The following is a 22,805-nucleotide window of genomic DNA, read 5'->3' as shown; positions in this document are numbered from 1 at the left end:
AAATGGCAAGCGATGCTGCAATCAGGCGCTGCAATCATCAGGGTAGTTTGTCGCCGCTTTCGGGCGCTGAATGCACGTCGTCTTTAGGCTTGTCTTCGTCCTGGCCTTCCCGGCCAGCCTCACCTTCCCGGTTTTCCCGATCTCCCTGTTCTCCTTTGTCCGCCCGTTCCGGTCCGTTTCCACCATCCGGCTTCATCGCGGGATCCTCTTTTTCTCCTGATCCGGCCTTTTCGGCGGGTTCCTGCTCTTGCTTATTTTTAGAAAAAGGGAGGGTATCCCTGTCTTCATCGGCAGGAACAAAATGATGAGCGTCGTCTTCGCCCTGATAAATAGGTTTTTCGGGACTGCCCGCTGCGTCTGACTGGATGGTAGCAGGATTATTCGGCCTTTTTTTGTTACCAGATATATCCATGATGCTTGAGTTTTTTCCAAAGTAGTGGAAAAACCTTGCCAGAACTAAAGCATGGATGGGTCCGTCTGTTTGACGTAATAGCCGGTGCCATCATAGGGGCGCTTGCGGGAATGCTGCATACAGCTATCAGAACAGCAGCCGTCCATGGCCCAGCCGCATTCTTCACACTGGGAGAAATGTTCGTTGCACTCCGGGTTGGCACAGTTGATCATGCGGGCTGACGCTTTTCCGCAATTATGGCAAACAGAGATCACCGAAGGATTATGCCGGTTTATGTCAACGGCAATGCGGTTGTCGAACACATAGCATTTTCCCTCGAAGTCGCGGCCGTCCGTCTCTTTTCCGTACTTGATGATTCCTCCTTTAAGCTGGTAGACTTCGCGGAAGCCCTCATGCAACAGCAAGGCCGAAGCTTTTTCGCACTTTATACCACCTGTACAATAGGTGATCACTTTCTTGTCTTTCAGGTGCGCCAGCTCATTGATCTTCCGGGGAAAATCCCGGAAATTCTCAATGTCCAGGGTGAGGGCATTCCTGAAATGGCCGAGCTGGTGTTCATAATTGGAGCGTACATCCAGCACTACCACGTCATCGCGGTCTTTCATTTGCTGGAAATCAGCCGGATCCAGGTGGATGCCTGTTTTCTCCATGGGATTGATCACTTCGGGATCGCGCAGGCCGGAATGAACAATTTCGGGCTTATAGCGGACATGGAGTTTTACAAATGAAGGCGCGTCTACCTCGTCTACTTTAAAATCGATCCCGGAGAATTGCGGGATCGCGTGAAGGGTGGTCATATAGGTTTCACAAGCGTCCTCCGTGCCGGAAACCGTGCCGTTCAGGCCCTCTGGCGCCACAATTATACGTCCCTTTAAACCAAGGGACCGGCAAAAGTCAAGATGGCTGCCGGCGAATTGTTCCGCATCCTCAATAGGCGTATAACAATAATAAAGAAGTGTTCTGTATTTTTTCATGGATTTCATTGATACTGGTGCAAACAGCGTAAAATGAATGCGCAAAGTTACGAAACCTGCGCGACCCGGAAAAGCTTATTTGTTAAATTGCGTCATTGTAAGTTCGATCCCGATAGTGGCATAACTCAGGATCATGTCCACCGAACGCTTTACCAGGGCGGGAAGCTCCATTAATTCGTCATCATCGAAACCGCTTAGGACATAATTCACCTGCTGTCCTTTAAAGTAATTATCGCCTATACCGAATCGAAGGCGGGGGTATCCCGTACTCCCAAGCATTAAGTTGATGTGTTTCAAACCATTGTGCCCGGCATCTCCTCCTTTGGGCCGCAGCCGGACGGCCCCGAAAGGCAAGGCGACATCGTCCAGTACCACCAGCATATTCTCCATGGGAATATTCAGCGTCTGAAGCCAGTATTTTACGGCCTTGCCGCTCAGGTTCATATAGGTAGTGGGCTTTATAAGGTGCAGCACGCGGCCTTTTACCCGGACTTCGGTGTACCATGCATGACGATCCGGGCCAAAGGCAGCTCCATGCAGCCGCGCCAGTTCATCCAATACCATAAAACCGATATTATGCCGCGTATCGGCATATTCAGGTCCAATATTACCCAATCCGGCTATTAGATACTTCATGAGGTAAAAATACAAAAGGCAGCCGGAACCCGGCTGCCTTTCGCTGTACTTAATAAAATTTATTCCGCTTCGCCAGCCTGAGCCGCAGAACGGGTAGCGCGGGACTGATCCACTTTTACAATGGTATTTTCCATGGAATTAAGCAATTCCAGGTTTCCCGCTTTAATATCCTGCACCCTGATGGCGTCTCCCACTTCAAGAGAGCTGATATCAACTTCGATGTTATCCACCATGTCTTTCGGTAAGCCTTTCACTTTCAGCTTCCTGAAATTCTGAGTCAGTTTACCGCCCGAACGAACGCCGGGAGAAACACCTGTCACCTTCACCGGAATTTCCATTTTCACCGGCTTATCCTCAAATAATTGAAGAAAGTCCACGTGCAGCACCTGGTCGCTTACCGGATGGAACTGTATATCCTTCATGCTGGCACGAAACTGCTTTCCCTCGATGTCCAGGTCCACAAACATGGCCTCCGGGGTATAGATCAGATCCCGTAAATCAGCAGCGGACGCCGCAAAGTGGTATTGTTCTTCACCACCGTACAATACGCAAGGCACTTTGCCTTCGTACCGCAACTGCTTAGCGTCACGTTTCCCTACGTTCTGACGAGCAGAACCGCTAATAGCTATTGATTTCATTGTTTATAAAAATTACTGATTATTTACTTATACTCGATTAAACCCGATACTGATATCAGATATTGATCTTCGATTGATACTCGTCACTGATCCGGAACAGTTCGCTAATGGAACCATGCTCGTTCACGCTCGAAATGGCCTTCGCAAAGAGTTCAGCCACGGAAAGTACCCGGATCTTCTTACTGTTCTGCCGCAAAGGGATCGTATCGCACACAATCAATTCCTCCAGCACCGAATCTTCAATCCGTTCATACGCATTTCCGGACAACACCGGGTGCGTACAAACTGCCCTTACACTCCTGGCGCCTTTGTCAACAAGCAGCTGAGCCGCTTTCGTAAGTGTTCCCGCAGTATCAATAATATCGTCAACCAGGACGATATCATGCCCTTTCACATCCCCGATCACGCTCATGGACTCAATTTCATTGGCCCTCTTCCGCTGCTTATCGCAGATCACTACTTCCACATTCATTGCCTTGGCAAAAAACCTTGCCCGCAGGGCTCCGCCAATGTCAGGCGAGGCAATGGTGAGGTGTTTCAGGCCCAGGCTCCGCAAATAAGGAACAAAGATCACCGAAGCATCCAGATGGTCCACCGGGATATCAAAGAAACCTTGTATCTGAGCGGCGTGCAAATCCATCGTCATTACCCGGTTGGCGCCGGCAGCGGCCAGCAGGTTAGCCACTAACTTGGATCCTATGGGAACCCTGGGCTTATCCTTGCGGTCCTGGCGGGCCAGCCCGAAGTAAGGGATCACCGCCGTAACATAATGCGCCGAAGCACGCCTCGCCGCATCGATCAGGAGCAACAGCTCCATGAGATTGTCAGATGGCGCGTACGTGGATTGCACAATGAACAAGTCGCAACCTCTTACAGATTCATTATAAGAAGGCTGGAATTCTCCATCACTGAAACGGTTGATGGTCACCTCTCCCGCGTCCCTGCCAATTGAGCGGGCGATCTTGGAAGCCAGCGCTGTGGAGGCTGAGCCGGAGAAAACTTTAACCGGGTTAAATTGTAACGGCATTTCTATCCTTTAAAAAAAATGCGAAACACCTGCTGAATCCTGGTATCTCGCAATGGGAACATTTTACGTTGCCCGACCAGGATTCGAACCTGGACAAACAGAACCAAAATCTGTCGTACTACCTTTATACTATCGGGCATCCTAATTAAAGAACATTTCCAACCCCCTGGGTTTGGGAGCGCAAATATAGAAATACTACAGCATTTGCGCAAACGTATTCACATCGCTGAAAATAAAATTAGGGAATCGGTTTAATAAAGCAACTAAATATTTACTATTTTCGGGGCTCATTAACCAACGCAGCAAAAATGCCCAATTACCAAAGGCTGAATAATATCTTAGGCTGGTTTTGTTTTGCAGTAGCTAGCACTACTTATTTTCTAACCATGGAACCCTCTGCCAGTTACTGGGATTGCGGGGAGTTCATTTCCTGCATTTACAGGATGCAGGTGGCGCACCAGCCCGGCGCTCCCCTCTTCACCATGCTTTACAAGGTATTTACCCTGTTGGCAGGGGATAACCTGGATAAAATTGCCTACTATTCTAATTTTGGTTCTGTGCTGTCCAGCGGCTTCACGATCCTGTTCCTGTTCTGGACCATTACCGCCCTGGCAAAAAAGCTGGTATTGAAACAACAAGCCGCGCTCAGCGAAGGGAATATTTACCTGATCCTTGGCAGCGGGCTGGTAGGTGCGCTTGCCTATACCTTTTCCGATACGTTCTGGTTTTCCGCCGTTGAATCGGAGGTGTACGCGCTTTCTTCTCTTTGTACCGCCATCGTTTTCTGGGCCATCTTCAAATGGGAAAACCATGCCGACCAGCCCGGCGCAGACCGCTGGCTCGTCCTGATCGCCTATGTAATGGGGCTGTCCATTGGTGTCCACCTGCTGAACCTGCTGGCTATTCCGGCCATTTCACTTGTCTATTACTTCAAACGTTATAAATACACGCGGAGCGGCGCGTTCTGGGCCTTCGTAGTAAGCTGTATCATTCTTCTGTTCGTTCAGTACGGCATTATTCCCGGTCTGGTTTCCCTTGCCGCCAAATTCGACCTGCTTTTTGTCAACGTCTTCGGGCTGCCTTTTGATTCGGGCATGATCTTCTTTATCCTGTTGCTGGCAGGGGGCTCGTCTGGGCTTTCCGCTATTCTATCAGCAAAAGGAAACCCTTGCTGAATACCGCCTTGCTATGCCTTACCTATATAATAATTGGATACAGCTCCTATGCGATGATCGTCATCAGGGCAAAAGCGGATCCGCATCTGAACAACAGCGACCCCGATAACGCCATTAACCTGCTGAGTTATCTCAACCGCGAACAATACGGGGACCGCCCCCTCATTTACGGCCAGTACTTTGATTCCGAGATCACCGCGAGTGAAGATGGCGACAAGATCTATCGCAAGGGAAAAGAGAAGTACGAAGTGGCGGGCTATAAACCCGAATACACTTATGGCGGCACAAAGACCTTATTCCCCAGGATCTACAGTTCACAGGACAACCATGTATCCCTGTACAGGACGTGGCTGAATATTCCGGAAGGCGCAACCGCGGATTTTGGGGATAATATGCGCTTTTTCGTGGAGTACCAGATCAATTATATGTACCTGCGGTATTTCATGTGGAATTTTGCCGGAAGAGTGAATGATGAACAGGGAATTATCCAGGGCCAGATTGACGGGAACTGGATGAGCGGCATCCGGTTTTTAGACGAAGCCCGCCTTGGCAATATGGACGAGCTTCCTGACAGCATTTCGGAAAACGCAGCCCATAACAAGCTCTACCTGCTGCCCCTACTCCTGGGAATCGTGGGATTGCTTTACCAGTATAAAGCGGACAGAAAGGACACCTTGGTTGTGTTCCTGCTGTTCTTCTTTACCGGGCTGGCCGTCGTACTTTACCTGAACCAAACTCCTATACAGCCCAGGGAACGGGATTATGCTTACGCCGGTTCTTTTTATGCATTTTGTATTTGGATTGGCCTGGGAGTCATGGGTATAAGCCAGTTTCTGGCTAAAAAGATCAACCTGAAGGTCTCCGCGATACTCTCTACGCTTATTTGCCTGCTGGCCGTTCCGGTTCTGATGGCCAGCCAGGAATGGGATGATCATGATCGTTCCGGAAGATACGTGGTACGGGATATCGCCGCCAACTACCTGAACTCCGTGGCGCCGAACGGCATCATTTTCACTTATGGCGATAACGATACCTACCCGCTCTGGTATGCACAGGAAGTGGAATACATACGGCCCGACGTCCGCGTGATCAATTTAAGCCTTCTAGGCACCGACTGGTACGGCCGGCAGATGAAGGATAAGATGAATGAATCCCCACCCGTGCCTATCAGCTGGGAAAACGATAAGTTTGTCGCTGGGGTCAGGGATGCCGTGCCTTTCTTTGACCGGAATATCGAAGGTTATACCAACCTGGACCAGGTGATCAGTTTTGTGGGAAGCGATTCACGCGAGGCGCAGGTTCAGCTTTCGAACCAGGAATACTCCAATTATGTGCCTACCAACCGCTTCCAGATACCTGTGGACCGGGAAACGGCCATTGAATCCGGAGCGGCTACCCCCGCGGACAGTATTGTTGACGCGGTAAGATGGGCTCTTAACCGCAGTGCATTCTATAAGAATGATCTTCTTCAGCTGGATATCATTGCCAATAGCCTTTGGGAACGGCCGGTCTATTTTGCTTCGACCATTCCCGGCCGCAACATGCTGGGCCTGGATCCCTATCTGCGTAACGACGGGCTGGCGCTGCGCATCACCCCGGTAGTCTATAATAATACAGATCCTTACCTCCAGGGAAGCGTTAACGACAGTATACTTTACGATAACCTGATGAATAAATTCACCTGGGGCGGCCTGGAATCTGGGGATATTTACATTGACCCGGAAACCCGGAGAATGCTTGGCTATTTCAGGCTCACTTTCAACCAACTGGCCGATACGCTCTACAAACAGGGCAAAATTGATTCCTGCGTAAAAGTTATCGACCGGATGGATGAGGTTCTGCCCGATATTTATTCAGATATGGGTTACGTGCAGCGGGATATGCTTATGGCGGAGCTTTATTATAAATGCGAGCAGCCTGAAAAGGGCGATAAAATGATGACTGACATTACCGGATACCTGGAAGATCAGCTTGATTATTTTGCTTCCCTCGATGCGGGAAGAAGGCAGATAAGTTTCCGGATGGACCTGCAGAATTCGATCACCCTGCTATTCCAGTCATCTGAAACGGTACAACGTTACCAGCGTACGGAATTAGCGGCGGAACTAAAGGAAAAGCTGGCTTCTTACGCGTCGATATTCGGCATGCAGGAACCGGTTGAATAGGAAAGCTCCGGGTAGGACAGCGGTTGAATAATAAGGCCGGTGAATGCGGAATAAAGACCGGTGGGTGGAATAAGTGGAGCGGTGAAAACCAAATAATGGGCCGTGAAGCGATAATGGGACTGTAAAAACGGAATAAAGACGGCGGGTGGATAAGCGGAGCGGTGAAAATCAAATAATGGGCCGTGAAGCGATAATGGGCCTTCCGCCGGCTTATTCGCCGGCCGGCTCGTTCACCACGCCCATGTCTCCGAATTTGTCAATTCGCTCCTGGATCAGTTTGTTAACAGGTTTTTTGGTCAATGCCTTCAGGTCTGAAAGGATCTTCGCTTTGATAGTGCCGGCCATTGCCTGCGGATCATGATGAGCCCCGCCCACAGGTTCGGGAATTACACCATCGATCAGTTTATTGGCTAGCATATCTTCTGCGGTTAACTTCAGCACTTCCGCCGCCTTTTCCTTATAATCCCAGGTTCTCCAGAGAATGGAAGAACAGGATTCGGGAGAGATCACCGAATACCAGGTATATTCCAGCATGTAAACTTTATCCCCGATCCCAATGCCAAGGGCGCCTCCCGACGCTCCTTCACCTACAATAAAACAGATAACCGGCACTTTCAGGACCGACATCTCCAGCAGGTTACGGGCAATTGCTTCTCCCTGTCCCCTTTCCTCGGCTTCCAGACCGGGATAGGCGCCGGGGGTATCAATAAAGGTTACGACAGGCTTATTGAATTTTTCGGCCAGCTTCATCAGTCGAAGAGCCTTCCGGTAACCTTCAGGATTGGCCATTCCGAAATTCCGGTACTGACGTTCTTTCGTGTTCTTTCCTTTCTGGTGGCCGATGAACATCACCGTTTGACCGTCCAGACTTCCCAATCCGCCCACGATGGCTTTATCATCCTTTACCGTGCGGTCGCCATGTAATTCAATGAAATCATCACAAAGCATGGAAATATAATCCAGTGTGTAAGGCCTTCCCGGGTGCCGGGATAACTGTACTTTCTGCCAGCCGGTAAGATTTGCGTATATCTCCTGCCGGGTCTGTACCAGTTTCTCCTCCAGCTCCCTGATGGTTGCCGATACGTTCACTTTACTTTTGTCAGCAACCTGCTTCAGCTTCTCCAACTGTTCTTCCAGGTCAACCAGCGGCTGCTCAAAATCAAATGATGCTTTCATGCGGTAAAGGTAAAAATTGTTCGCTTAATAATTCACATGCAGTCAAAAACCTGTGGAGAGCCGCCACGACGGCGAGTCTCCGGCGTCTCCCTATGGACCGCCCGCGGAAAATCAATAAAATTTGCAGAACAGAATTATTAAATGCAACTTTGCTGCAATTAATAAAAAGCAACACTGATGCAATTAAAATCCGGGTTCCTGCTTTTGACAATTTTCTGTGCCTCCTGCGGCTTTTTCGCCCGGGAGCTTTACAGCCAGGACCAGGCCGGCGACAGCCCCGCGGTAAAGGAAACTACGGCCGGATGGCCATCCGACAGCTTATCCCCGGTGGCCAGCGATACAAGCCAGTTACTCCGGGTCATTACGGTTACCGCGATAAAGCCGGCAGCCGGCTCGTTCAGCCCCCGGAGTATTATTTCCGGCGAAAAACTGGAAAAAGCAAAAGGAGGCACGCTGGCCGAAGTTATACGAAGCATTCCCGGGGTAACCATGCTTCAGACAGGCGCCAGCATTGCAAAGCCGGTGATCCACGGAATGCACAGTAACCGTATACTGATCCTGAATAACGGCATCAGGCAGGAAGGACAGCAATGGGGCGCAGAACATGCGCCCGGGATTGATCCCTTTATCGCCAACCGGATCAGTGTAGTAAAGGGAACGGAAACAATCCGCTTCGGCCCGGGTGCGCTGGGCGGGGTTATAAGTATAGAACCGGCTCCGCTGCCCCAGGCAGCGGGCCTGCATGGATCGCTGAACCTGGCTGCTTCCGGGAACGGAGGGGCGGGTGCGCTGTCCGGAATGCTTGGGGGCGGAATTCCGGGCCTGAAGGGAGTGGGATGGCGGGTACAGGGAACGGCCAGGCGGGCGGGAAATATCAGCACAGCCGATTATTACCTGGAAAATACCGGGGTAAAAGAAATGGCGTTCTCCGCTGCGGCCGGGTATTCCCGGAGGAAAATGACCGCTGAACTCTATTTCAGCCATTTTAAAACTGAGCTTGGTATTTTCCGGGGCGCTCACATCGGCAATCTCACTGACCTGCAGGCACGTATTGCAAGAGGAAGGCCGGGTACAACGGGCAAATTTTCCTACGAAATAGACGTACCCCGGCAGGAAGTCTCTCATAACCTCCTGAAATTAAAGGCGCAGCTTCGATTTTCAAGCCTGCTGAAGCTTAGCCTTGAATATGGATTGCAGGTCAATCACCGGGAAGAATATGATATACGGAGAGGGGGCAGGAACAGCCTTCCCTCCATGGACCTGGCCCTTAACACACAATCCCTGGATGCCTTCCTGGAAAAATACAGCGGGCAGCATTGGAAAAGCACCCTGGGCCTGTCCGGGGTCATGCAGGTAAACAATACCCGGCGCGGCACCTTTGCCATTCCCCTGATCCCAAATTTTGACAGCTATAAGGGCGGCCTCTATTTCATCCAGCAATTCCTGGAACAAGACTATGAGCTGGAGGCGGGTATTCGCTACGACTATAATTACCTGGACGCCCTGGGATATGACCGCAACCAGGATTTCTACGGGGGAACCCGGAAATTCCATCACATTTCCGCATCAGCAGGCGGCCGACGGCGCTTCGGGAACTGGCAGTTCCGAACTAACCTGGGAATGGGCTGGCGTCCGCCCACGGTCAATGAACTTTACAGCAATGGGCTCCATCACGGCACCGCTTCCTATGAACTCGGTGACAGCCGCCTGCAAAGTGAAAAAAGCTATAAATGGATCACTTCGCTAAGCCATCAGGGAGATCGCTGGGAAACCGGGATCAGCGCCTATGTTCACTGGTTTGAAAATTATATCTACCTGAACCCTTCCCTGGAATATGTCACCACTATGCAGGGCGCCTTCCCCACATTTAACTATGAACAAACGCATGCGCGGTTCGCCGGAACGGACATTAGCGGAAGCTACCTGCTAAGCACGGCCTTTCGCCTGGAAGTAAAAGGATCGCTGGTCCGCGCAAAAGATGTTAGCCATGACCGGTATCTTCCCTGGATACCTTCCGACCGTGTAACAGGGAGCCTCCAATGGAACCCGGCGGACGGAAAGCCATTCAAAGACCCTTATCTGCAACTGCAGCATGAATACGTTGCCAGCCAAACGCGGTACGAGCCGGAAAGCGACTTTGCTCCTCCGCCCCCCGCTTATCATATGTGGAATTTAAACGCAGGAACGAACTGGTCTGCCGGCGCAGGCACACTCAGCGTCCATCTCTCTTTAAACAACATAACAAATATCCTTTACAGGGAATATATGAATCGTTTCCGGTACTACGCGCACGACAAGGGCCGGAACATCACACTCCGACTGGCTTATAAATTTTAACAGGTTAATTAATTAAAAATGAAAAAAACAATGCACAAACGTTCCCGCATCCTGCTGGCTGCCATTCTCGCACCGGCGTTATTCTTCAGTTCCTGCGAAAAGGACGATCCCGTCCCCGAACCTCCGCTGGAAGAATATGACGGTGTCACCGTTACATTTACCGAGGTGGAAATACATGGAGATCATCACCATGACATAGAGAACCCGGAAACGGCCGAGATAAAATTCCGGTATGAGAACGGGGCCGTTGTCATCGACGGTTCGGACCATCTCCACCTTACCGCAGGCAAAACCTTCCTGCAGACCATTAGCATCCTTGATGACGGGAAAACTATAAACGATGATTTCGATCCCGCCCTTCACCAGTTCTTCTTTACCGGCGCACCGGACAATGTGCTTGATTACGCTTACATTGACAAAGACAGCGGGGAAAAGGGCGTGGGCTTTGAAGGCTATCTCACCGTACTTGCAGCTACGGAGGTAGGATTTGACTTTAAACTAGCCCTGGTCCACTTTCATTCTGCAGGCAGCAAACCGGAGATTGCCTGGAACGATGCCGGTTACGCCGGAAAAATTGCCGATGTGGGCCATCATGATTTTGAAGGCTCCTTCGAATTGCATCCTGTCCAGGGCGGGCACGATGACGATGATCATGGAGAGCATTGATATTAGCTTTCATAACACGGGGTTCGCCGCCTTCGGGCGGCGGGCCCTTTTTTTAAAATTCGCCGGCTTTTTAAAGCCTGTAATTCTTTGTAATTTTGCGGCAGCATGGACAGGGACGGAAAAAAATTTCGGGAATTACTTGAAAAGCACCATTTGAAAAAAACCGGCCAGCGGCTGGATGTGCTGAACGTCCTTTTTTCAAAGAAAGAGGCAACCAGCCAGCCAACGCTTGAATCGCTGCTTGGGCAGCACATTAACCGGGTAACGCTTTACCGCATCCTCAAAACATTCGAAGAAAAAGGGATCATTCACCGCATTATTGACCTGAACGGCACCGCCAACTATGCCCCCTGCTCTTCCGCCTGCACAGAACACGAACACCACGACGAACACATCCACTTCAATTGCACGGCCTGCAATAAACTATACTGCCTTAATGACATTCATATCCCGGGCTTCACCATGCCGGCCGGCTTTAAACCCGAAATGATCAACATGGTAATTTCCGGCACCTGCCGCAACTGCAATAAAAAATAAAAACCACTCTTGCATCATTCATTTTTTCGAGCGATATTTGCAGTCCCTTGCAAAAGGGGCATAAAACCGGTCCTTCCGGCAAAAAATTCCTGCGTAGCTCAGCTGGTTAGAGCATCTGACTGTTAATCAGAGGGTCGTTGGTTCGAGCCCAACCGCAGGAGCCACGGAAAAGCACTTACGAGATTGATCGTAGGTGCTTTTTTGGTTTATACACGATTTGGGCGGGAAGACATGGTCCCTATTCTACAGCTCTTAAACCTTTTCGGTTTAATGAACATAGACTTTCCTTATTGCTTATCCCGGTACTTCTGTTAGCTTTACAGTTACATCTGTTGGCGTGAATTAACGCCGGAATATCTATCAAATTAAAATTTTCTTTAGAAATTCTAAATTACTACCTTTGTCATGGTTGTTATCAGTTATGGAAAAATCCGGGAGTTCTTTGAAGAACATGCGAATGCAAAAGATGCCTTAAATAATTGGTATCGCCTGACATTGAAAGCCGATTGGGCAAGTTTCCATGAGTTAAAAGAAATGTTTAATTCTGTTGATGCTATTGGGAATGACCGTTTCGTGTTTAACATTCGAGGGAATAAGTACCGGCTGGTAGCGATGATCTTTTTTGATGTCAGGACTATTTACGTTCGGTTTATAGGCACTCACAGGGCTTACGATGTTATTGACTGTTCAACAATCTAATTTGATGTTCATTCATCGCCGTTTAAAAACGTCCGCAGGAGATTTATACTTTTTAGCATAAAACGATGAAAAAAATAACCAGTGAAAGTGACTACGAGAAGATAATGGCGAAAATTGATGGCCTGATGGCTCTCGGAAGTGATCACGTTTCCAAAGATCAGTTAACGGAAATCCGCAAACTTGCCCTTGCTGCACAGGAATACGAGCAGCATAAGTATACCCTGGAGGCTCCGACTACCTTAACCGGCATGATCGAAATGCGTATGTTCGAAATGCGCTTAAAGCAAAAAGAACTGGCGAAACGACTCAAAATTAGCGAATCCAAACTTTCCCTGATCATGAAAGGCAAACAAAAACCTGATCTTAAATTTCTAAAAAGTGTTCATTCAGAACTTAACATAGACGCAAAATTCATTCTTGAACATGCATAAGGAAGCCATTTTAGAAGATACTATGCGACGGATACTTTATGCATTTTGCATCGCGGCAGTTAGCGGGGCGCTTCTTACCGCTTGTAATAATGCACCCGAAAAAACAGCGGCAAGCCGGGAGCAGCCACAGGTGGTTCAGGACCAGGAAGCGCTGGCACACATCCGCCTTACCTATCAGCCAGGCGATTATGTTCCCACGGAGTTTGTGTGCATGATGACCGATGAGTATCGGGAAATGAGACAAAGGCTGGTTCTCTTCGAAGGAAGAGCTTATTTCGGATGCTGTGAGAAATGTCAGGAACTTCTTACGAAGAATGCTTCCATGCGAACAGCTATTGACCCGTTTACCTCCAAACCGGTTGATAAGGCAACTGCTTATATTGTTTTAACGGGCAATAACGATAAAGTGATGTATTTCGCCAGCGAAGAAAACTATCGCCGGTTCGCTGAAAATCGCGGCGACTGACGGTATTAATGGCTATCTTTCTGCCTGTTGAACCAAACTGATATATCATGGATCTCCAACTTACTGACAAGATCATTATTGTGACCGGGGGTGCAAAAGGCATCGGCAAGGGAATTGCAGATTCACTTGCTGCAGAAGGCGCTATACCGGTTATCGTAGGAAGAAACGAGCAGGATAACCGCAAAGCGGTAGCAGAAATAGAAGCAGGCGGCGGGAAATGCCACCAGGTAGTAGCAGAGCTAACCGATCCCCAGGCCTCGTCAAATGCAGTAACAGCAGTTTTAGAGAAATTCGGGGCCATTCATGGCCTTGTAAATAACGCCGGCGTGAATGACGGCGTTGGCCTGGAAGCAGGCAGTTATGAAAAATTCATGGCTTCTCTCCATAAGAACGTGGTGCATTATTACCTGATGGCGCATTATGCCTTGCCAGCTTTGAAGAAAACCAAGGGCGCCATTGTAAATATTACGTCAAAGACAGCCGAAACCGGGCAGGGAAACACTTCTGCATATGCTGCCGCTAACGGGGGCAGGAATGCGCTTACACGGGAATGGGCAGTTGAACTGCTTAAATACGAAATCCGGGTAAACGCCGTCGTCGTAGCTGAATGCTGGACCCCTTTATATGCCCGATGGATAGAATCTTTGCCCGACCCTGGTAAAAAGCTTGCAGAGATCGAAGCCAGGATACCCCTTGGAAACCGCATGACTAAGGCCTCTGAAATCGCGGACGCGGTCGTCTTCCTCTTATCGGAACGCTCCGGACATACCACCGGCCAGTTGATCCATGTTGACGGAGGATATGTACACCTTGACCGTTCCCTTGCGAATGCCTGACAAACATGAAAGGATGCTTATTTTTCCTGTTGTTTATCTCTACCTGGGCATTTGGAGACGCGGCGTCCAGGCCGGTAAATCTCAGGACCAATCATAAAACCAATCCTGTAGGCGTGGAAACCCATCAGCCCTATTTCAGCTGGTGGATCCAGGCAAGCGGCCGGGGCTATATGCAGGGCGGTTACCAGCTGCTCGTGGCCAGCTCGGAAGAAAAACTTCGCAAAGGCGAAGCCGATATCTGGGATTCCGGCAAAGTCCGTTCTGATGAAAACTTGTGGGTGCTTTACGAGGGGCCGCCGCTGGAACCCGCCAGGCGGTACTACTGGAAAGTGCGTATCCGGGACCGGGCGGGCAAATTTTCCGCCTGGAGCGAAACTGCTTCCTTTACTACCGGATTAGCGGGCGAAAAAGACTGGAAGAACGCCGATTGGATCGCCCTGGAATTACTGCCCGATTCCCTGAAAGTAATTCCTGGTGTTCATGGCAGCGGCAATGAACTGGGCAAAAAAGCGGTAAAAAGCGCGGACATTCCTTATTTCCGGAAATCATTTTCCATCGAAAAGCCGCTGAAGGCTGCTTTTGTGTTTGTATCGGGCCTCGGCCAGTACGAGCTGCACCTGAACGGGGAAAAGGTAGGGGATGATTTTCTGACTCCCGGCTGGACCGATTACAGGGACCGCTGCCTTTATAATTCCTACGACGTTACCAGCCAGCTGCAGCAGGGCGAAAATGTGCTGGGAGGACTGGTGGGCACAGGATTTTTTTACGTGAACCGCGAGCGGTACCGGAAACTGGTCATTGCGCAGGGATATCCCATGTTCAGGCTGAAACTGGTACTGCGGTTTACCGACGGGACTTCGCGGGAGGTCGTTACCGATGAGAGCTGGAAAACCTCCCCTTCCCCATTGATCTTTTCAAGCATTTACGGTGGGGAAAGTTATGATGCCCGCCTGGAACAAGCCGGCTGGGACCGGCAAGGGTTTGATGACAGCGGCTGGAAACCGGTATTGATCAGCCAGGGGCCGGGAGGCCAAATGAAGCCACAGATAGAATATCCTTTACAGGTAATGGATACGCTGGAAATCCTGCGCATTTCCAAACCCGCTCCGGGTAAGTATGTCTATGATTTCGGGCAAAATGCTTCCGGGATCATTTCGCTGCAAGTTCGCGGACAGAAAGGCGATACGGTCAGGATTACGCCAGGTGAGCTGCTGGATGAAAATGGAGTACCCACGCAGCGCGCTTCGGGCGGCCCCTATTATTTCGAATATGTTTTAAAGGGAAACGACCTTGAAACCTGGCAAGCCCGCTTTACTTATTATGGCTTTCGTTTCGCCCTGGTGGAAGGCGCCGTTCCGGCTGTTGCGGCTGTTCCGGTCGACGGCTCGCCTCAAGCCGAAATACCGGCTCCTTCCAAAAGCATAACAGCAGGCAAAACCCGGGTGCATTCGCTACAGTTTCTTCATACACGCAACAGCACCCCCACGGTTGGCACATTTAGTTGCTCCAGTCCGCTCTTCAATCAGATCCATGAATTGATCGACTGGTCAATCCGAAGCAATCTGGCCAGCGTAACTACTGATTGCCCCCATCGCGAAAAACTTGGCTGGCTTGAACAGGCCCACCTGATGGGCAGCTCCATCAAATACCGCTACGATATCCTGCACCTCTACAATAAAGTAGTGGACGACATGATCGAAGCACAGCTGCCCAACGGCCTGGTTCCCGACATAGCTCCGGAGTTTGTGCCCTTTGAAGGCGGGTTCCGCGATTCGCCCGAATGGGGAAGCGCCTCGGTGATCATCCCCTGGTACTTGTATCAGTGGTACGGCGATAAAGAGGTGCTTGTAAGGGCGTATGACATGATGTGCCGCTACCTTGCCTATCTTGGCAGCAAAGCGGAAGGCCATATCCTCTCGCACGGACTTGGGGACTGGTTTGACCTTGGCCCGGAACCACCGGGGCCTTCGCAGTTAACCCCCATCCCGCTGACAGCCACAGCAATCTACTATTATGATGCGCATATCCTCAGCCAGGTCGCAGAGCTGTTGGGAAAGAAAGATGACAGCCGCCGTTACCGGGAACTGGCCGCCGCGATAAAACACGCCTTCAACGCGAAGTTCTTTAATTCCGCCGCCGCGGTATATGCCACCGGCAGCCAGACCTCTTTTGCCATGCCCTTATACATGGGGTTGGTTCCTGAAAACCGCCGGGAAAACGTATTCAGCAACCTGCTGGATTCTGTCAAAGCCAGCGGCAAAGCCCTGACAGCGGGCGACGTGGGCTACCGCTACCTGGTACGCGTACTGGAGCAAGGGGGCGCTTCCCAATTATTGTATGAAATGAATAACCGGGATGACGTGCCCGGCTACGGTTTCCAGATAGCAAGGGGCGCCACGGCGCTGACCGAATCCTGGGCTGCCCTGAAATACGTGTCCAATAATCATATGATGCTCGGGCACCTGATGGAATGGCTTTACAGCGGGCTGGCGGGCATCGGCCAGCGGGAAGGAAGCACCGCCTACCGGGAAATAAAGATTGCGCCGCAGCCAGTGGAAGGAATTGACGAAGCACAAGCCTCCTACCATGCTATTTCCGGGAAAATCACGGTGCATTGGAAAAAAAGCGAAGAGGAATTCAGACTAAAAACAGCAATTCCCCCCAATACCCGGGCGGATATTCACCTGCCTGCCGCGGCTTTGGACCAGGTACGCGAAGGGGGACAACCAATAAAGGAACAGAAATGGCTTCAACACGTCCGGCCAGCCGGCAAAAAACTGGTACTGACCGTTCTTCCGGGCTCTTATGATTTTACCGTTGCTTACTGAACGCATTCATTCTGCTGAACCTTTCGTCCTTCTGGAATCTTTCAGCCGCCTTGCGATCGCTACCGGCCGCGTCCGGGGAACTTTCGGATTCACCGTCCGGGATCGTAATACCCGTATCGTTATTGCGAACCTACCGCCGCGTCCCGGCCATGTCCGGACTCGCTGTCCGGAATCGTAATATCCGTATCGTTATTGCGACCTTACCGGCCGCGTCCCGGGAATTTCCAGGGGCTCCGGTATTCCGGCTGAAGGTATTTATTGGCGGCTGAAACATCAAATTTTCCCTTTTTAGGATCATAAGTCAGGGCAGCCCCACCGATCCGGGCGCCGATATTTCCGAAGTGGGCGTAACGGGCGCAAAGACTGCCATTTTCAATCGTACAAGCCGTGTTCCGGTCGCGGGACTTAACGTGATCCAGGAAATTGCGGATGTGGTTTTGATGATCCCTGCCATCTGCCTGAACGGTTAGCTCCGCGATCTTTTCCTTTTCAGGATAGACCGCCCAGTTATTCCTGTCAGCAACCAGGGTTCCGTTTGTGCCGCGGAACAACACGCCGTAATTCCTCCCATAGGGGCCGGTTTCCACCCCCGCGTTATTTTCCCATTCGAGCATAAAATCGGGAAACTGGTAGGTGACGGACAGCGTATCGAATGTTTCATGGGCGCCTTCCGGGTACAGGTAATTGCCGCCGCTGGAAAGTATTTTCTGCGGCATGGCTTTAATATCCATTCCCCATAAACCCATATCGAGTAAATGGACGCCCCAGTCAGTGATGAGCCCGCCGCCATAATCCCAGAACATTCTCCAGGAGCCGTGAAAGCGCTGCTTGTTAAATGTTCGCCCGGGTGCGGGGCCTAACCAGGTATTGAAATCCACGCCTTCGGGGATCCCGGAATCGGGAACCGGCGACTTTATTGCCGCATAATTGAAGTTGGCCCATATGTGAACACGTCCAATGTTGCCCAGCTTTCCCGAGCGGAGGTAGCCGATCATCTCATGCCAGTGCTTTCCGCTCCGCTGCTGCTGACCCACCTGAATAACCGTATTGTACTTTTCCGCAGCCGATACCATCGCATCACACCCGGCAATGCTGTTACTAATGGGCTTTTCAACATAAATATCTTTCCCCGCTTCGCAGGAATCCACAAACTGAAGGCAATGCCAGTGATCCGGCGTTCCGATGATCACCGCGTCAATATCTTTCCGGTCCAGCACGGCCCGATAATCCCCGTAAAGGTCAGGTTTTTGGCCTTGCAGCTCACTAAGTTCTTTCGCCCGTGAAGCAAGTACGTTTTTATCAATGTCGCAAAGCGCCAGGCAGCGCACTTCCTTGTGCTGAAGGAAACCGCTCAGGTCCGCCCATCCCATATTCCTGCAGCCGATCAGGGCCATATTCAGCCTGTCGCTGGGCGCTATAAGGTGTCCGGCCCCGCGGGCGAATGCAGGAACCATCATTCCTCCGGCAGCAATGGCCGAGGTCATTTTTATAAAAGATCTCCGGTCAACGGTCATTTCTGTTCAGGTTAATTCAAATCCAGGTTAATTCACAACGCCTCCGCCTTAAAAATAGGTTTTTTTCCTGGAAACCGCGGCAGATAAGCCTTCTCTTCCAGGAGCAGTAGTTCGGACTGATTGGCTTCTTTTCCTGAAAACCGCGGCAGATAAGACCCCTGGCAATACCGCTTCAGGGACCGCCTTCAGGGCCGCCTTCAGGGACCGCCTTCAGGGACCGCCTTCAAGGACCGCCTTCAAGGAGCCGCCTTCAGGGGGCCGCCTTCCCGTACCGGTACCTGACGTGTCGCGATCACTACGCCCACTCGACAACTACTTTGATCTCATCTTTTGAATGATGCTCCAGGGCACGCTTAAAATCCGAAGCCGGAATTCGCTCGGTAATTACCTGCCGGATCGCGTCCGGCCATTTTTCCAGCGACGCTTCCAGGTACGCTACCGCTGCTTTATAATGCTCAATGCCCGCGTTCACGCTACCTATCAACACCTGGTTCTTCAACACCAGCTGCTGCATTAATTCGGCCCCATTTACCGTCAGCGGCCGGGAACCGGCGGGAATGCCAGTAGCCAAATAAATGGCATTCATCCCAAGCGTATCTATTAACTGGATCTGAAGCTTTGCAATACCGGCGGCCTCAAAGACGAAATCGATCTGTCCCAGCACCTCATCCAGGTCGCGCGTTTCCGTAATGCGCCCGTCAATGTATTTCCCGCCGATCTGGCGTAAAACCTCGGGACGCAAGGTATCTTCATCCACAATGTCCATCCCGACAACTTCCGCGCCCCGCAGACGCAGTGCGAAGGCCGCCATCAAACCAATAGGGCCGATGCCGGCTATCAGGGCCTTTTTTCCGCGGAACCATTTGTCCGTATCCTCAAAGGCATTCAACCGTGCCTGCTGAACCCGCAACGCTTCGTCGATTGCCTTTGCCGCTACGGACATGGGCTCGGTAAGCACCCCGATCTCTGCAATCTTTCCGGGTACCTTCACGAAGTACGCCTCCCTGTCCACCACAAATTCGGCCTGAAACCCATCGGCGCCTTTAATCCCCCTTTCGGTATAGTCGCCGGTAAGGCACATATCGCTGCGTCCCTTTTCGCATGCCGCGCATTTTCCGCAGCCCCTGCGCACGGTAAATACCCCAAAGTCCCCTTTCCGAACATCTTCCACGGTAGATCCGGTTTCCAGCACCTGCCCGAACATCTCATGCCCAATGATCAGTTCCCCCTGCCCGGAGGCGCGTCCGCCCGCCCGCCTTCCGCCTGCTCCCGGTCCGTGCCGCAAATCCCCACCTGTGATATTTTAATCTTTATATCGTCCGTATGTTCAATAGCAGGTTCGGGTACGTCTTTCAATGAAACAGTAGTGGTTCCTGGAACTAATGCAATGGCTTTCATGTTTTTGTATGGTTGATTTCAAAAATTCTGTTCGCAGGCAGGATTTGCCGGCAGGCAGGATTTTGCTGCCAGCCAAAAGGTCGCAATAGTTGTGCCGCCATGACAGCAGTAGTAATCACCAGGCACATCGGAAGAATTATGTATAATTGTCTTAAATAAGCGCGCATTCCCGATGAGAATTCTTTTACTTGTATTTTTTCTTTCATGGACTGTTCTCCAGGCGTACTCCCAGGCCTATTCCCTTTTCGGCTCGATAAAAAGCGAAGCGGATACAAGTGGCGTCCCCGGCGCGGCGGTTCGCCTGGAAGGGCAGCCCGGAACACCTTCCGCAAGTTCACCCATGGTAGCTATCAGCGGCTCCGATGGCACCTTTCGCTTTGAGAAGGTACTCCCCGGCGAATACACGATAAAGATAGATTACCTGGGATTCGAACCCTTTGTCAAAACGATCCGGGCCACGCAAAACCTGAACCTGGGAATTATCTTTCTCCCGGAAGCATCCCTGACCCTCGATGGCATACAGGTGACCGGCGCGCCTGCCATGGGAAAGCAAATGGGGGATACCACGCAGTTTAATGCTTCCGCCTTTCAAACATCGCACAACGCCAATGCTGAAAATCTCATAGAAAAAATGCCGGGCATCCAGGTCCTGAACGGGCAGGTACAGGCACAGGGAGAAACGGTGCAGGAAATCCTCGTTGACGGGAAACCCTTCTTCGAGGGAGATGTGGAAGCGGCGCTTAAAAATTTGCCGGCGGAAATCATTCAGAATATCCAGGTCTTTGACAAGCAAAGCGACCAGGCTGAATTCAGCGGTTTCGATGATGGAAACAAAACCAAGGCCATTAATATTGTTACCAAGCCCGACCGCAGGCGCGGTCAGTTCGGGCAGGCCTCCCTGGGTTACGGCACCGACCAACGGTACATGGCAGGGGCCAGCGTAAATTTTTTTAATGAGGAGAGAAGGATCACGGTAACCGGTGTAAGCAACGACATAAATACTTCCGGTTATTCCATAGGGGAAACGCCAGGAGGTGAACTGCGGGGCGGCTCCGAAGGCAACGCCACCACTAACCGTATTTCTGTAAATTACAATGACGAATGGGGAGAGAAACTTGAGTTAAGCGGCAATTATTCTTACCACCATCGCCAGAACTTCAGCCAGCGCCTGCAATTCCGCGATTACATTCTTTCCAGCGATTCCGGCCAGATTTATTCCGAAGAAAACAACCGGAACAGCACCTGGGCAGGGCAGCGGCTCCGGATGCGGCTGGAATACGACCCGAATGAAGAAAACGAACTCGTAATTGAGCCCCGCTTTTCTGTCGAACAGGATCATGGCATTTCCTATTTCCTCGGACATACGGCCAATGACCGGGGCCCGGTTAACCAAACCGAAAACAATTCCTCCTACAAGGGGTCAGAACTGGAATTCGAAAACGAAATTCATTACCGTCACCGGTTTCCAAAGAAAGGCCGTACGTTCTCCACCAGGCTGGAAACGGGGATTGACAGGGATCAAGGCGAAACGTTCCGCCTTGCAGACAACACCTTTTTTAGCCGTGAGGATCCTCATGAAACATTGGACCAGTTTATAAACCCTGACAACCGGCAGGTTTCCTGGGATCTTAATTTCTCCTACACCGAGCCGGTTGGAGACAACGCAAGAATAGAAATAGAGTATGGCGCAGGCAATAACCGGAACCGTTCGGACGAGCAGGCATTCAATCTTGCAGCCGAAACAGGCGATTATACCCTTTTGGATACCTTGCTTAGCAATACATTTGAAAACAACTACATAAGCCAGGAAATAGAAGCCGGCTACCAGTACAGCACTAAGCAACTGAATGTGGAACTGGAAGCGGAATACCAGCAGGCCAGCCTGGAAAACAGCCAGGTATTCCCCAAACCATACAATATGGAGCGTACGTTCCACAGCCTGCTTCCATCTGTAGAAGTGGAATACCGGTTTTCGGAATCCGAAAACCTCCGGCTGGATTACCGGACAGACACAGACGAACCATCTATGGGTCAGCTGCAGGAAGTGATTCACAATGCCAACCCCCTGCACATACGTACCGGCAACTCGGAATTACGTCAATCTTACCGGAACCAGCTTTACCTGCGCTACAAAAGCTTTGACGCGGAAACGAACAAACTATTTTATGCACGGATTGAGGGTTCCGTCACTAAAAACACGATTTCAAACAGCACGATCATTGCCGAAGAACCCATACAGCTCAGCAAAGACATTGTCCTGGAACGAGGCTCACAATTCACCCGGCCGGTGAACCTTGCTGAAGGCAACTGGGATGTCCGAACACATGTCAGCTATGGGCAACCTGTTCCTTTCATTGCTTCTAATCTTGAATTGAACGGCTCGGCCGGTTATTTCAGGAGGCCGGGCATGATCAATAATGAACTAACCTTTTCCAGTACCAATAACTTTGGGCTCGGCATTTCCCTGAGCAGCAATATCAGCGAAAAAGTCGATTTTAACATATCCACCCGTTCCGCCTATCGCATTGTTGAAAACACCGTTCGCCCGCAGCTGAATACAAATTATTTTAACCAGTCAACTCACTTCAGGGGCAACTTTGTATTTGGGAAAGGTGTCGTTTTCCGAACCGAATTGAATCATCGTGTAAATGCAGGCACATCGGCAGGTTACGACAGTAACTTTCTCCTCTGGAACCTGAGTATCAGCAAACTGCTGTTTGAACGCGACCGAGGCGAAATCTGTTTGGCGGTCAATGACCTGCTGAAACAAAATAACAGCATCGAAAGGAATGTGACCGAGTTGTATATTGAAGATCAACGCACCAATATGCTGCAGCAATTCTTCATGCTCTCCTTTACCTATAGTATCCGTAATTTCAGAGGCGGCTGA

The 22,805-nt window shown here is 50.7% G+C and carries 20 protein-coding genes and 2 tRNA genes; 12 read left to right on the top strand and 10 right to left on the bottom strand.

The features are described from left to right. Window positions 1–37 precede the first annotated feature (37 nt). The 6 genes from FRZ59_RS09155 to FRZ59_RS09130 all read right to left on the bottom strand — a co-directional run bounded on the left by FRZ59_RS09155 (window position 38) and on the right by FRZ59_RS09130 (window position 3,826). Complete coding sequence (locus tag FRZ59_RS09155) at window positions 38–412, bottom strand: hypothetical protein (protein WP_132130327.1); 375 nt, start codon at window positions 410–412, stop codon at window positions 38–40. A 44-nt stretch (window positions 413–456) separates the two neighbouring features. Further along, complete coding sequence (trhO, locus tag FRZ59_RS09150) at window positions 457–1,386, bottom strand: oxygen-dependent tRNA uridine(34) hydroxylase TrhO (RefSeq protein ID WP_132130328.1); 930 nt, start codon at window positions 1,384–1,386, stop codon at window positions 457–459. 75 nt (window positions 1,387–1,461) lie between these two features. Further along, window positions 1,462–2,022, bottom strand: a complete 561-nt coding sequence (pth, locus tag FRZ59_RS09145; protein ID WP_132130329.1) for an aminoacyl-tRNA hydrolase — start codon at window positions 2,020–2,022, stop codon at window positions 1,462–1,464. Window positions 2,023–2,081: 59 nt separating this feature from the next. Then, window positions 2,082–2,660, bottom strand: a complete 579-nt coding sequence (locus FRZ59_RS09140; RefSeq protein WP_132130330.1) for a 50S ribosomal protein L25/general stress protein Ctc — start codon at window positions 2,658–2,660, stop codon at window positions 2,082–2,084. Window positions 2,661–2,715: 55 nt separating this feature from the next. Next, window positions 2,716–3,687: a ribose-phosphate pyrophosphokinase gene (locus FRZ59_RS09135; protein ID WP_132130331.1), complete on the bottom strand. Its 972-nt coding sequence runs from the start codon at window positions 3,685–3,687 to the stop codon at window positions 2,716–2,718. 68 nt (window positions 3,688–3,755) lie between these two features. Next, window positions 3,756–3,826 (bottom strand) — tRNA-Gln (locus FRZ59_RS09130). Between the two features lie 247 nt (window positions 3,827–4,073). Here FRZ59_RS09130 and FRZ59_RS19045 point away from each other — a divergent pair. After that, window positions 4,074–4,862 carry a glycosyltransferase family 117 protein gene (locus FRZ59_RS19045; RefSeq protein WP_225975010.1) on the top strand — a complete coding sequence of 263 codons (789 nt, stop codon included), beginning with the start codon at window positions 4,074–4,076 and terminating at the stop codon, window positions 4,860–4,862. Beyond that, a complete protein-coding gene (locus FRZ59_RS09125; protein WP_225975009.1) occupies window positions 4,856–7,027 on the top strand; it encodes a DUF2723 domain-containing protein in 2,172 nt (723 codons plus the stop codon). The genes FRZ59_RS19045 and FRZ59_RS09125 overlap by 7 nt, the downstream gene beginning before the upstream one ends. 210 nt (window positions 7,028–7,237) lie before the next feature. On the opposite strand, the gene FRZ59_RS09120 is transcribed toward FRZ59_RS09125, so the two are convergent. After that, a complete protein-coding gene (locus FRZ59_RS09120; RefSeq protein ID WP_132130333.1) occupies window positions 7,238–8,203 on the bottom strand; it encodes an acetyl-CoA carboxylase carboxyltransferase subunit alpha in 966 nt (321 codons plus the stop codon). A gap of 177 nt (window positions 8,204–8,380) precedes the next feature. Here FRZ59_RS09120 and FRZ59_RS09115 point away from each other — a divergent pair, with 177 nt between their 5' ends. From FRZ59_RS09115 to FRZ59_RS09075, 9 genes are all read left to right on the top strand, one after another. Beyond that, the gene (locus FRZ59_RS09115; protein ID WP_132130334.1) at window positions 8,381–10,540 is read left to right on the top strand and encodes a TonB-dependent receptor; all 2,160 of its coding nucleotides are present in this window, start codon (window positions 8,381–8,383) and stop codon (window positions 10,538–10,540) included. Between the two features lie 18 nt (window positions 10,541–10,558). Further along, complete coding sequence (locus FRZ59_RS09110) at window positions 10,559–11,206, top strand: hypothetical protein (RefSeq protein WP_132130335.1); 648 nt, start codon at window positions 10,559–10,561, stop codon at window positions 11,204–11,206. Between the two features lie 105 nt (window positions 11,207–11,311). Then, window positions 11,312–11,743, top strand: a complete 432-nt coding sequence (locus FRZ59_RS09105) for a Fur family transcriptional regulator (protein ID WP_132130336.1) — start codon at window positions 11,312–11,314, stop codon at window positions 11,741–11,743. An 87-nt stretch (window positions 11,744–11,830) separates the two neighbouring features. Then, window positions 11,831–11,907 (top strand) — tRNA-Asn (locus FRZ59_RS09100). Between the two features lie 241 nt (window positions 11,908–12,148). After that, entirely contained in the window at window positions 12,149–12,442 is a 294-nt protein-coding gene (locus FRZ59_RS09095) for a type II toxin-antitoxin system HigB family toxin (protein WP_132130337.1), read from the top strand. A 65-nt stretch (window positions 12,443–12,507) separates the two neighbouring features. Further along, window positions 12,508–12,873, top strand: a complete 366-nt coding sequence (locus FRZ59_RS09090; protein WP_132130338.1) for a helix-turn-helix domain-containing protein — start codon at window positions 12,508–12,510, stop codon at window positions 12,871–12,873. A gap of 22 nt (window positions 12,874–12,895) precedes the next feature. Next, window positions 12,896–13,339 (top strand): hypothetical protein, encoded by a 444-nt coding sequence (locus FRZ59_RS09085; RefSeq protein ID WP_132130339.1) that lies wholly within the window; start codon window positions 12,896–12,898, stop codon window positions 13,337–13,339. A 47-nt stretch (window positions 13,340–13,386) separates the two neighbouring features. Continuing rightward, window positions 13,387–14,175 (top strand): L-fucose dehydrogenase, encoded by a 789-nt coding sequence (locus FRZ59_RS09080; protein WP_132130340.1) that lies wholly within the window; start codon window positions 13,387–13,389, stop codon window positions 14,173–14,175. Window positions 14,176–14,180: 5 nt separating this feature from the next. After that, a complete protein-coding gene (locus FRZ59_RS09075) occupies window positions 14,181–17,003 on the top strand; it encodes an alpha-L-rhamnosidase (RefSeq protein WP_132130341.1) in 2,823 nt (940 codons plus the stop codon). A 200-nt stretch (window positions 17,004–17,203) separates the two neighbouring features. Here the strand turns inward: FRZ59_RS09075 and FRZ59_RS09070 are convergent, their stop codons facing one another. The 3 genes from FRZ59_RS09070 to FRZ59_RS19040 all read right to left on the bottom strand — a co-directional run bounded on the left by FRZ59_RS09070 (window position 17,204) and on the right by FRZ59_RS19040 (window position 19,915). Then, window positions 17,204–18,517: a Gfo/Idh/MocA family protein gene (locus tag FRZ59_RS09070; protein WP_132130342.1), complete on the bottom strand. Its 1,314-nt coding sequence runs from the start codon at window positions 18,515–18,517 to the stop codon at window positions 17,204–17,206. A 295-nt stretch (window positions 18,518–18,812) separates the two neighbouring features. Then, window positions 18,813–19,802, bottom strand: coding sequence for an alcohol dehydrogenase catalytic domain-containing protein (locus tag FRZ59_RS09065; protein WP_225975008.1), 990 nt, complete (start codon window positions 19,800–19,802; stop codon window positions 18,813–18,815). Beyond that, a complete protein-coding gene (locus FRZ59_RS19040; RefSeq protein WP_225975007.1) occupies window positions 19,736–19,915 on the bottom strand; it encodes a hypothetical protein in 180 nt (59 codons plus the stop codon). The genes FRZ59_RS09065 and FRZ59_RS19040 overlap by 67 nt, the downstream gene beginning before the upstream one ends. A gap of 172 nt (window positions 19,916–20,087) precedes the next feature. Here FRZ59_RS19040 and FRZ59_RS09060 point away from each other — a divergent pair, with 172 nt between their 5' ends. Next, window positions 20,088–22,805, top strand: a complete 2,718-nt coding sequence (locus FRZ59_RS09060; protein WP_132130344.1) for an outer membrane beta-barrel protein — start codon at window positions 20,088–20,090, stop codon at window positions 22,803–22,805.

Source organism: Anseongella ginsenosidimutans (genome assembly GCF_008033235.1).
Lineage (GTDB): Bacteria > Bacteroidota > Bacteroidia > Sphingobacteriales > Sphingobacteriaceae > Anseongella > Anseongella ginsenosidimutans.
The sequence above is the reverse complement of the archived record's forward strand: the minus strand, read 5'-3'. Positions and strand labels throughout refer to the sequence as shown.

Coding starts and splice junctions, on each gene's coding strand:
- FRZ59_RS09155 (WP_132130327.1), bottom strand. CDS start 412: ATGGATATATCTGGTAACAAAAAAAGGCCGAATAATCCTGCTACCATC.
- trhO (WP_132130328.1), bottom strand. CDS start 1,386: ATGAAAAAATACAGAACACTTCTTTATTATTGTTATACGCCTATTGAG.
- pth (WP_132130329.1), bottom strand. CDS start 2,022: ATGAAGTATCTAATAGCCGGATTGGGTAATATTGGACCTGAATATGCC.
- FRZ59_RS09140 (WP_132130330.1), bottom strand. CDS start 2,660: ATGAAATCAATAGCTATTAGCGGTTCTGCTCGTCAGAACGTAGGGAAA.
- FRZ59_RS09135 (WP_132130331.1), bottom strand. CDS start 3,687: ATGCCGTTACAATTTAACCCGGTTAAAGTTTTCTCCGGCTCAGCCTCC.
- FRZ59_RS19045 (WP_225975010.1), top strand. CDS start 4,074: ATGGAACCCTCTGCCAGTTACTGGGATTGCGGGGAGTTCATTTCCTGC.
- FRZ59_RS09120 (WP_132130333.1), bottom strand. CDS start 8,203: ATGAAAGCATCATTTGATTTTGAGCAGCCGCTGGTTGACCTGGAAGAA.
- FRZ59_RS09115 (WP_132130334.1), top strand. CDS start 8,381: ATGCAATTAAAATCCGGGTTCCTGCTTTTGACAATTTTCTGTGCCTCC.
- FRZ59_RS09110 (WP_132130335.1), top strand. CDS start 10,559: ATGAAAAAAACAATGCACAAACGTTCCCGCATCCTGCTGGCTGCCATT.
- FRZ59_RS09105 (WP_132130336.1), top strand. CDS start 11,312: ATGGACAGGGACGGAAAAAAATTTCGGGAATTACTTGAAAAGCACCAT.
- FRZ59_RS09095 (WP_132130337.1), top strand. CDS start 12,149: ATGGTTGTTATCAGTTATGGAAAAATCCGGGAGTTCTTTGAAGAACAT.
- FRZ59_RS09090 (WP_132130338.1), top strand. CDS start 12,508: ATGAAAAAAATAACCAGTGAAAGTGACTACGAGAAGATAATGGCGAAA.
- FRZ59_RS09085 (WP_132130339.1), top strand. CDS start 12,896: ATGCGACGGATACTTTATGCATTTTGCATCGCGGCAGTTAGCGGGGCG.
- FRZ59_RS09080 (WP_132130340.1), top strand. CDS start 13,387: ATGGATCTCCAACTTACTGACAAGATCATTATTGTGACCGGGGGTGCA.
- FRZ59_RS09075 (WP_132130341.1), top strand. CDS start 14,181: ATGAAAGGATGCTTATTTTTCCTGTTGTTTATCTCTACCTGGGCATTT.
- FRZ59_RS09070 (WP_132130342.1), bottom strand. CDS start 18,517: ATGACCGTTGACCGGAGATCTTTTATAAAAATGACCTCGGCCATTGCT.
- FRZ59_RS19040 (WP_225975007.1), bottom strand. CDS start 19,915: ATGAAAGCCATTGCATTAGTTCCAGGAACCACTACTGTTTCATTGAAA.
- FRZ59_RS09060 (WP_132130344.1), top strand. CDS start 20,088: ATGAGAATTCTTTTACTTGTATTTTTTCTTTCATGGACTGTTCTCCAG.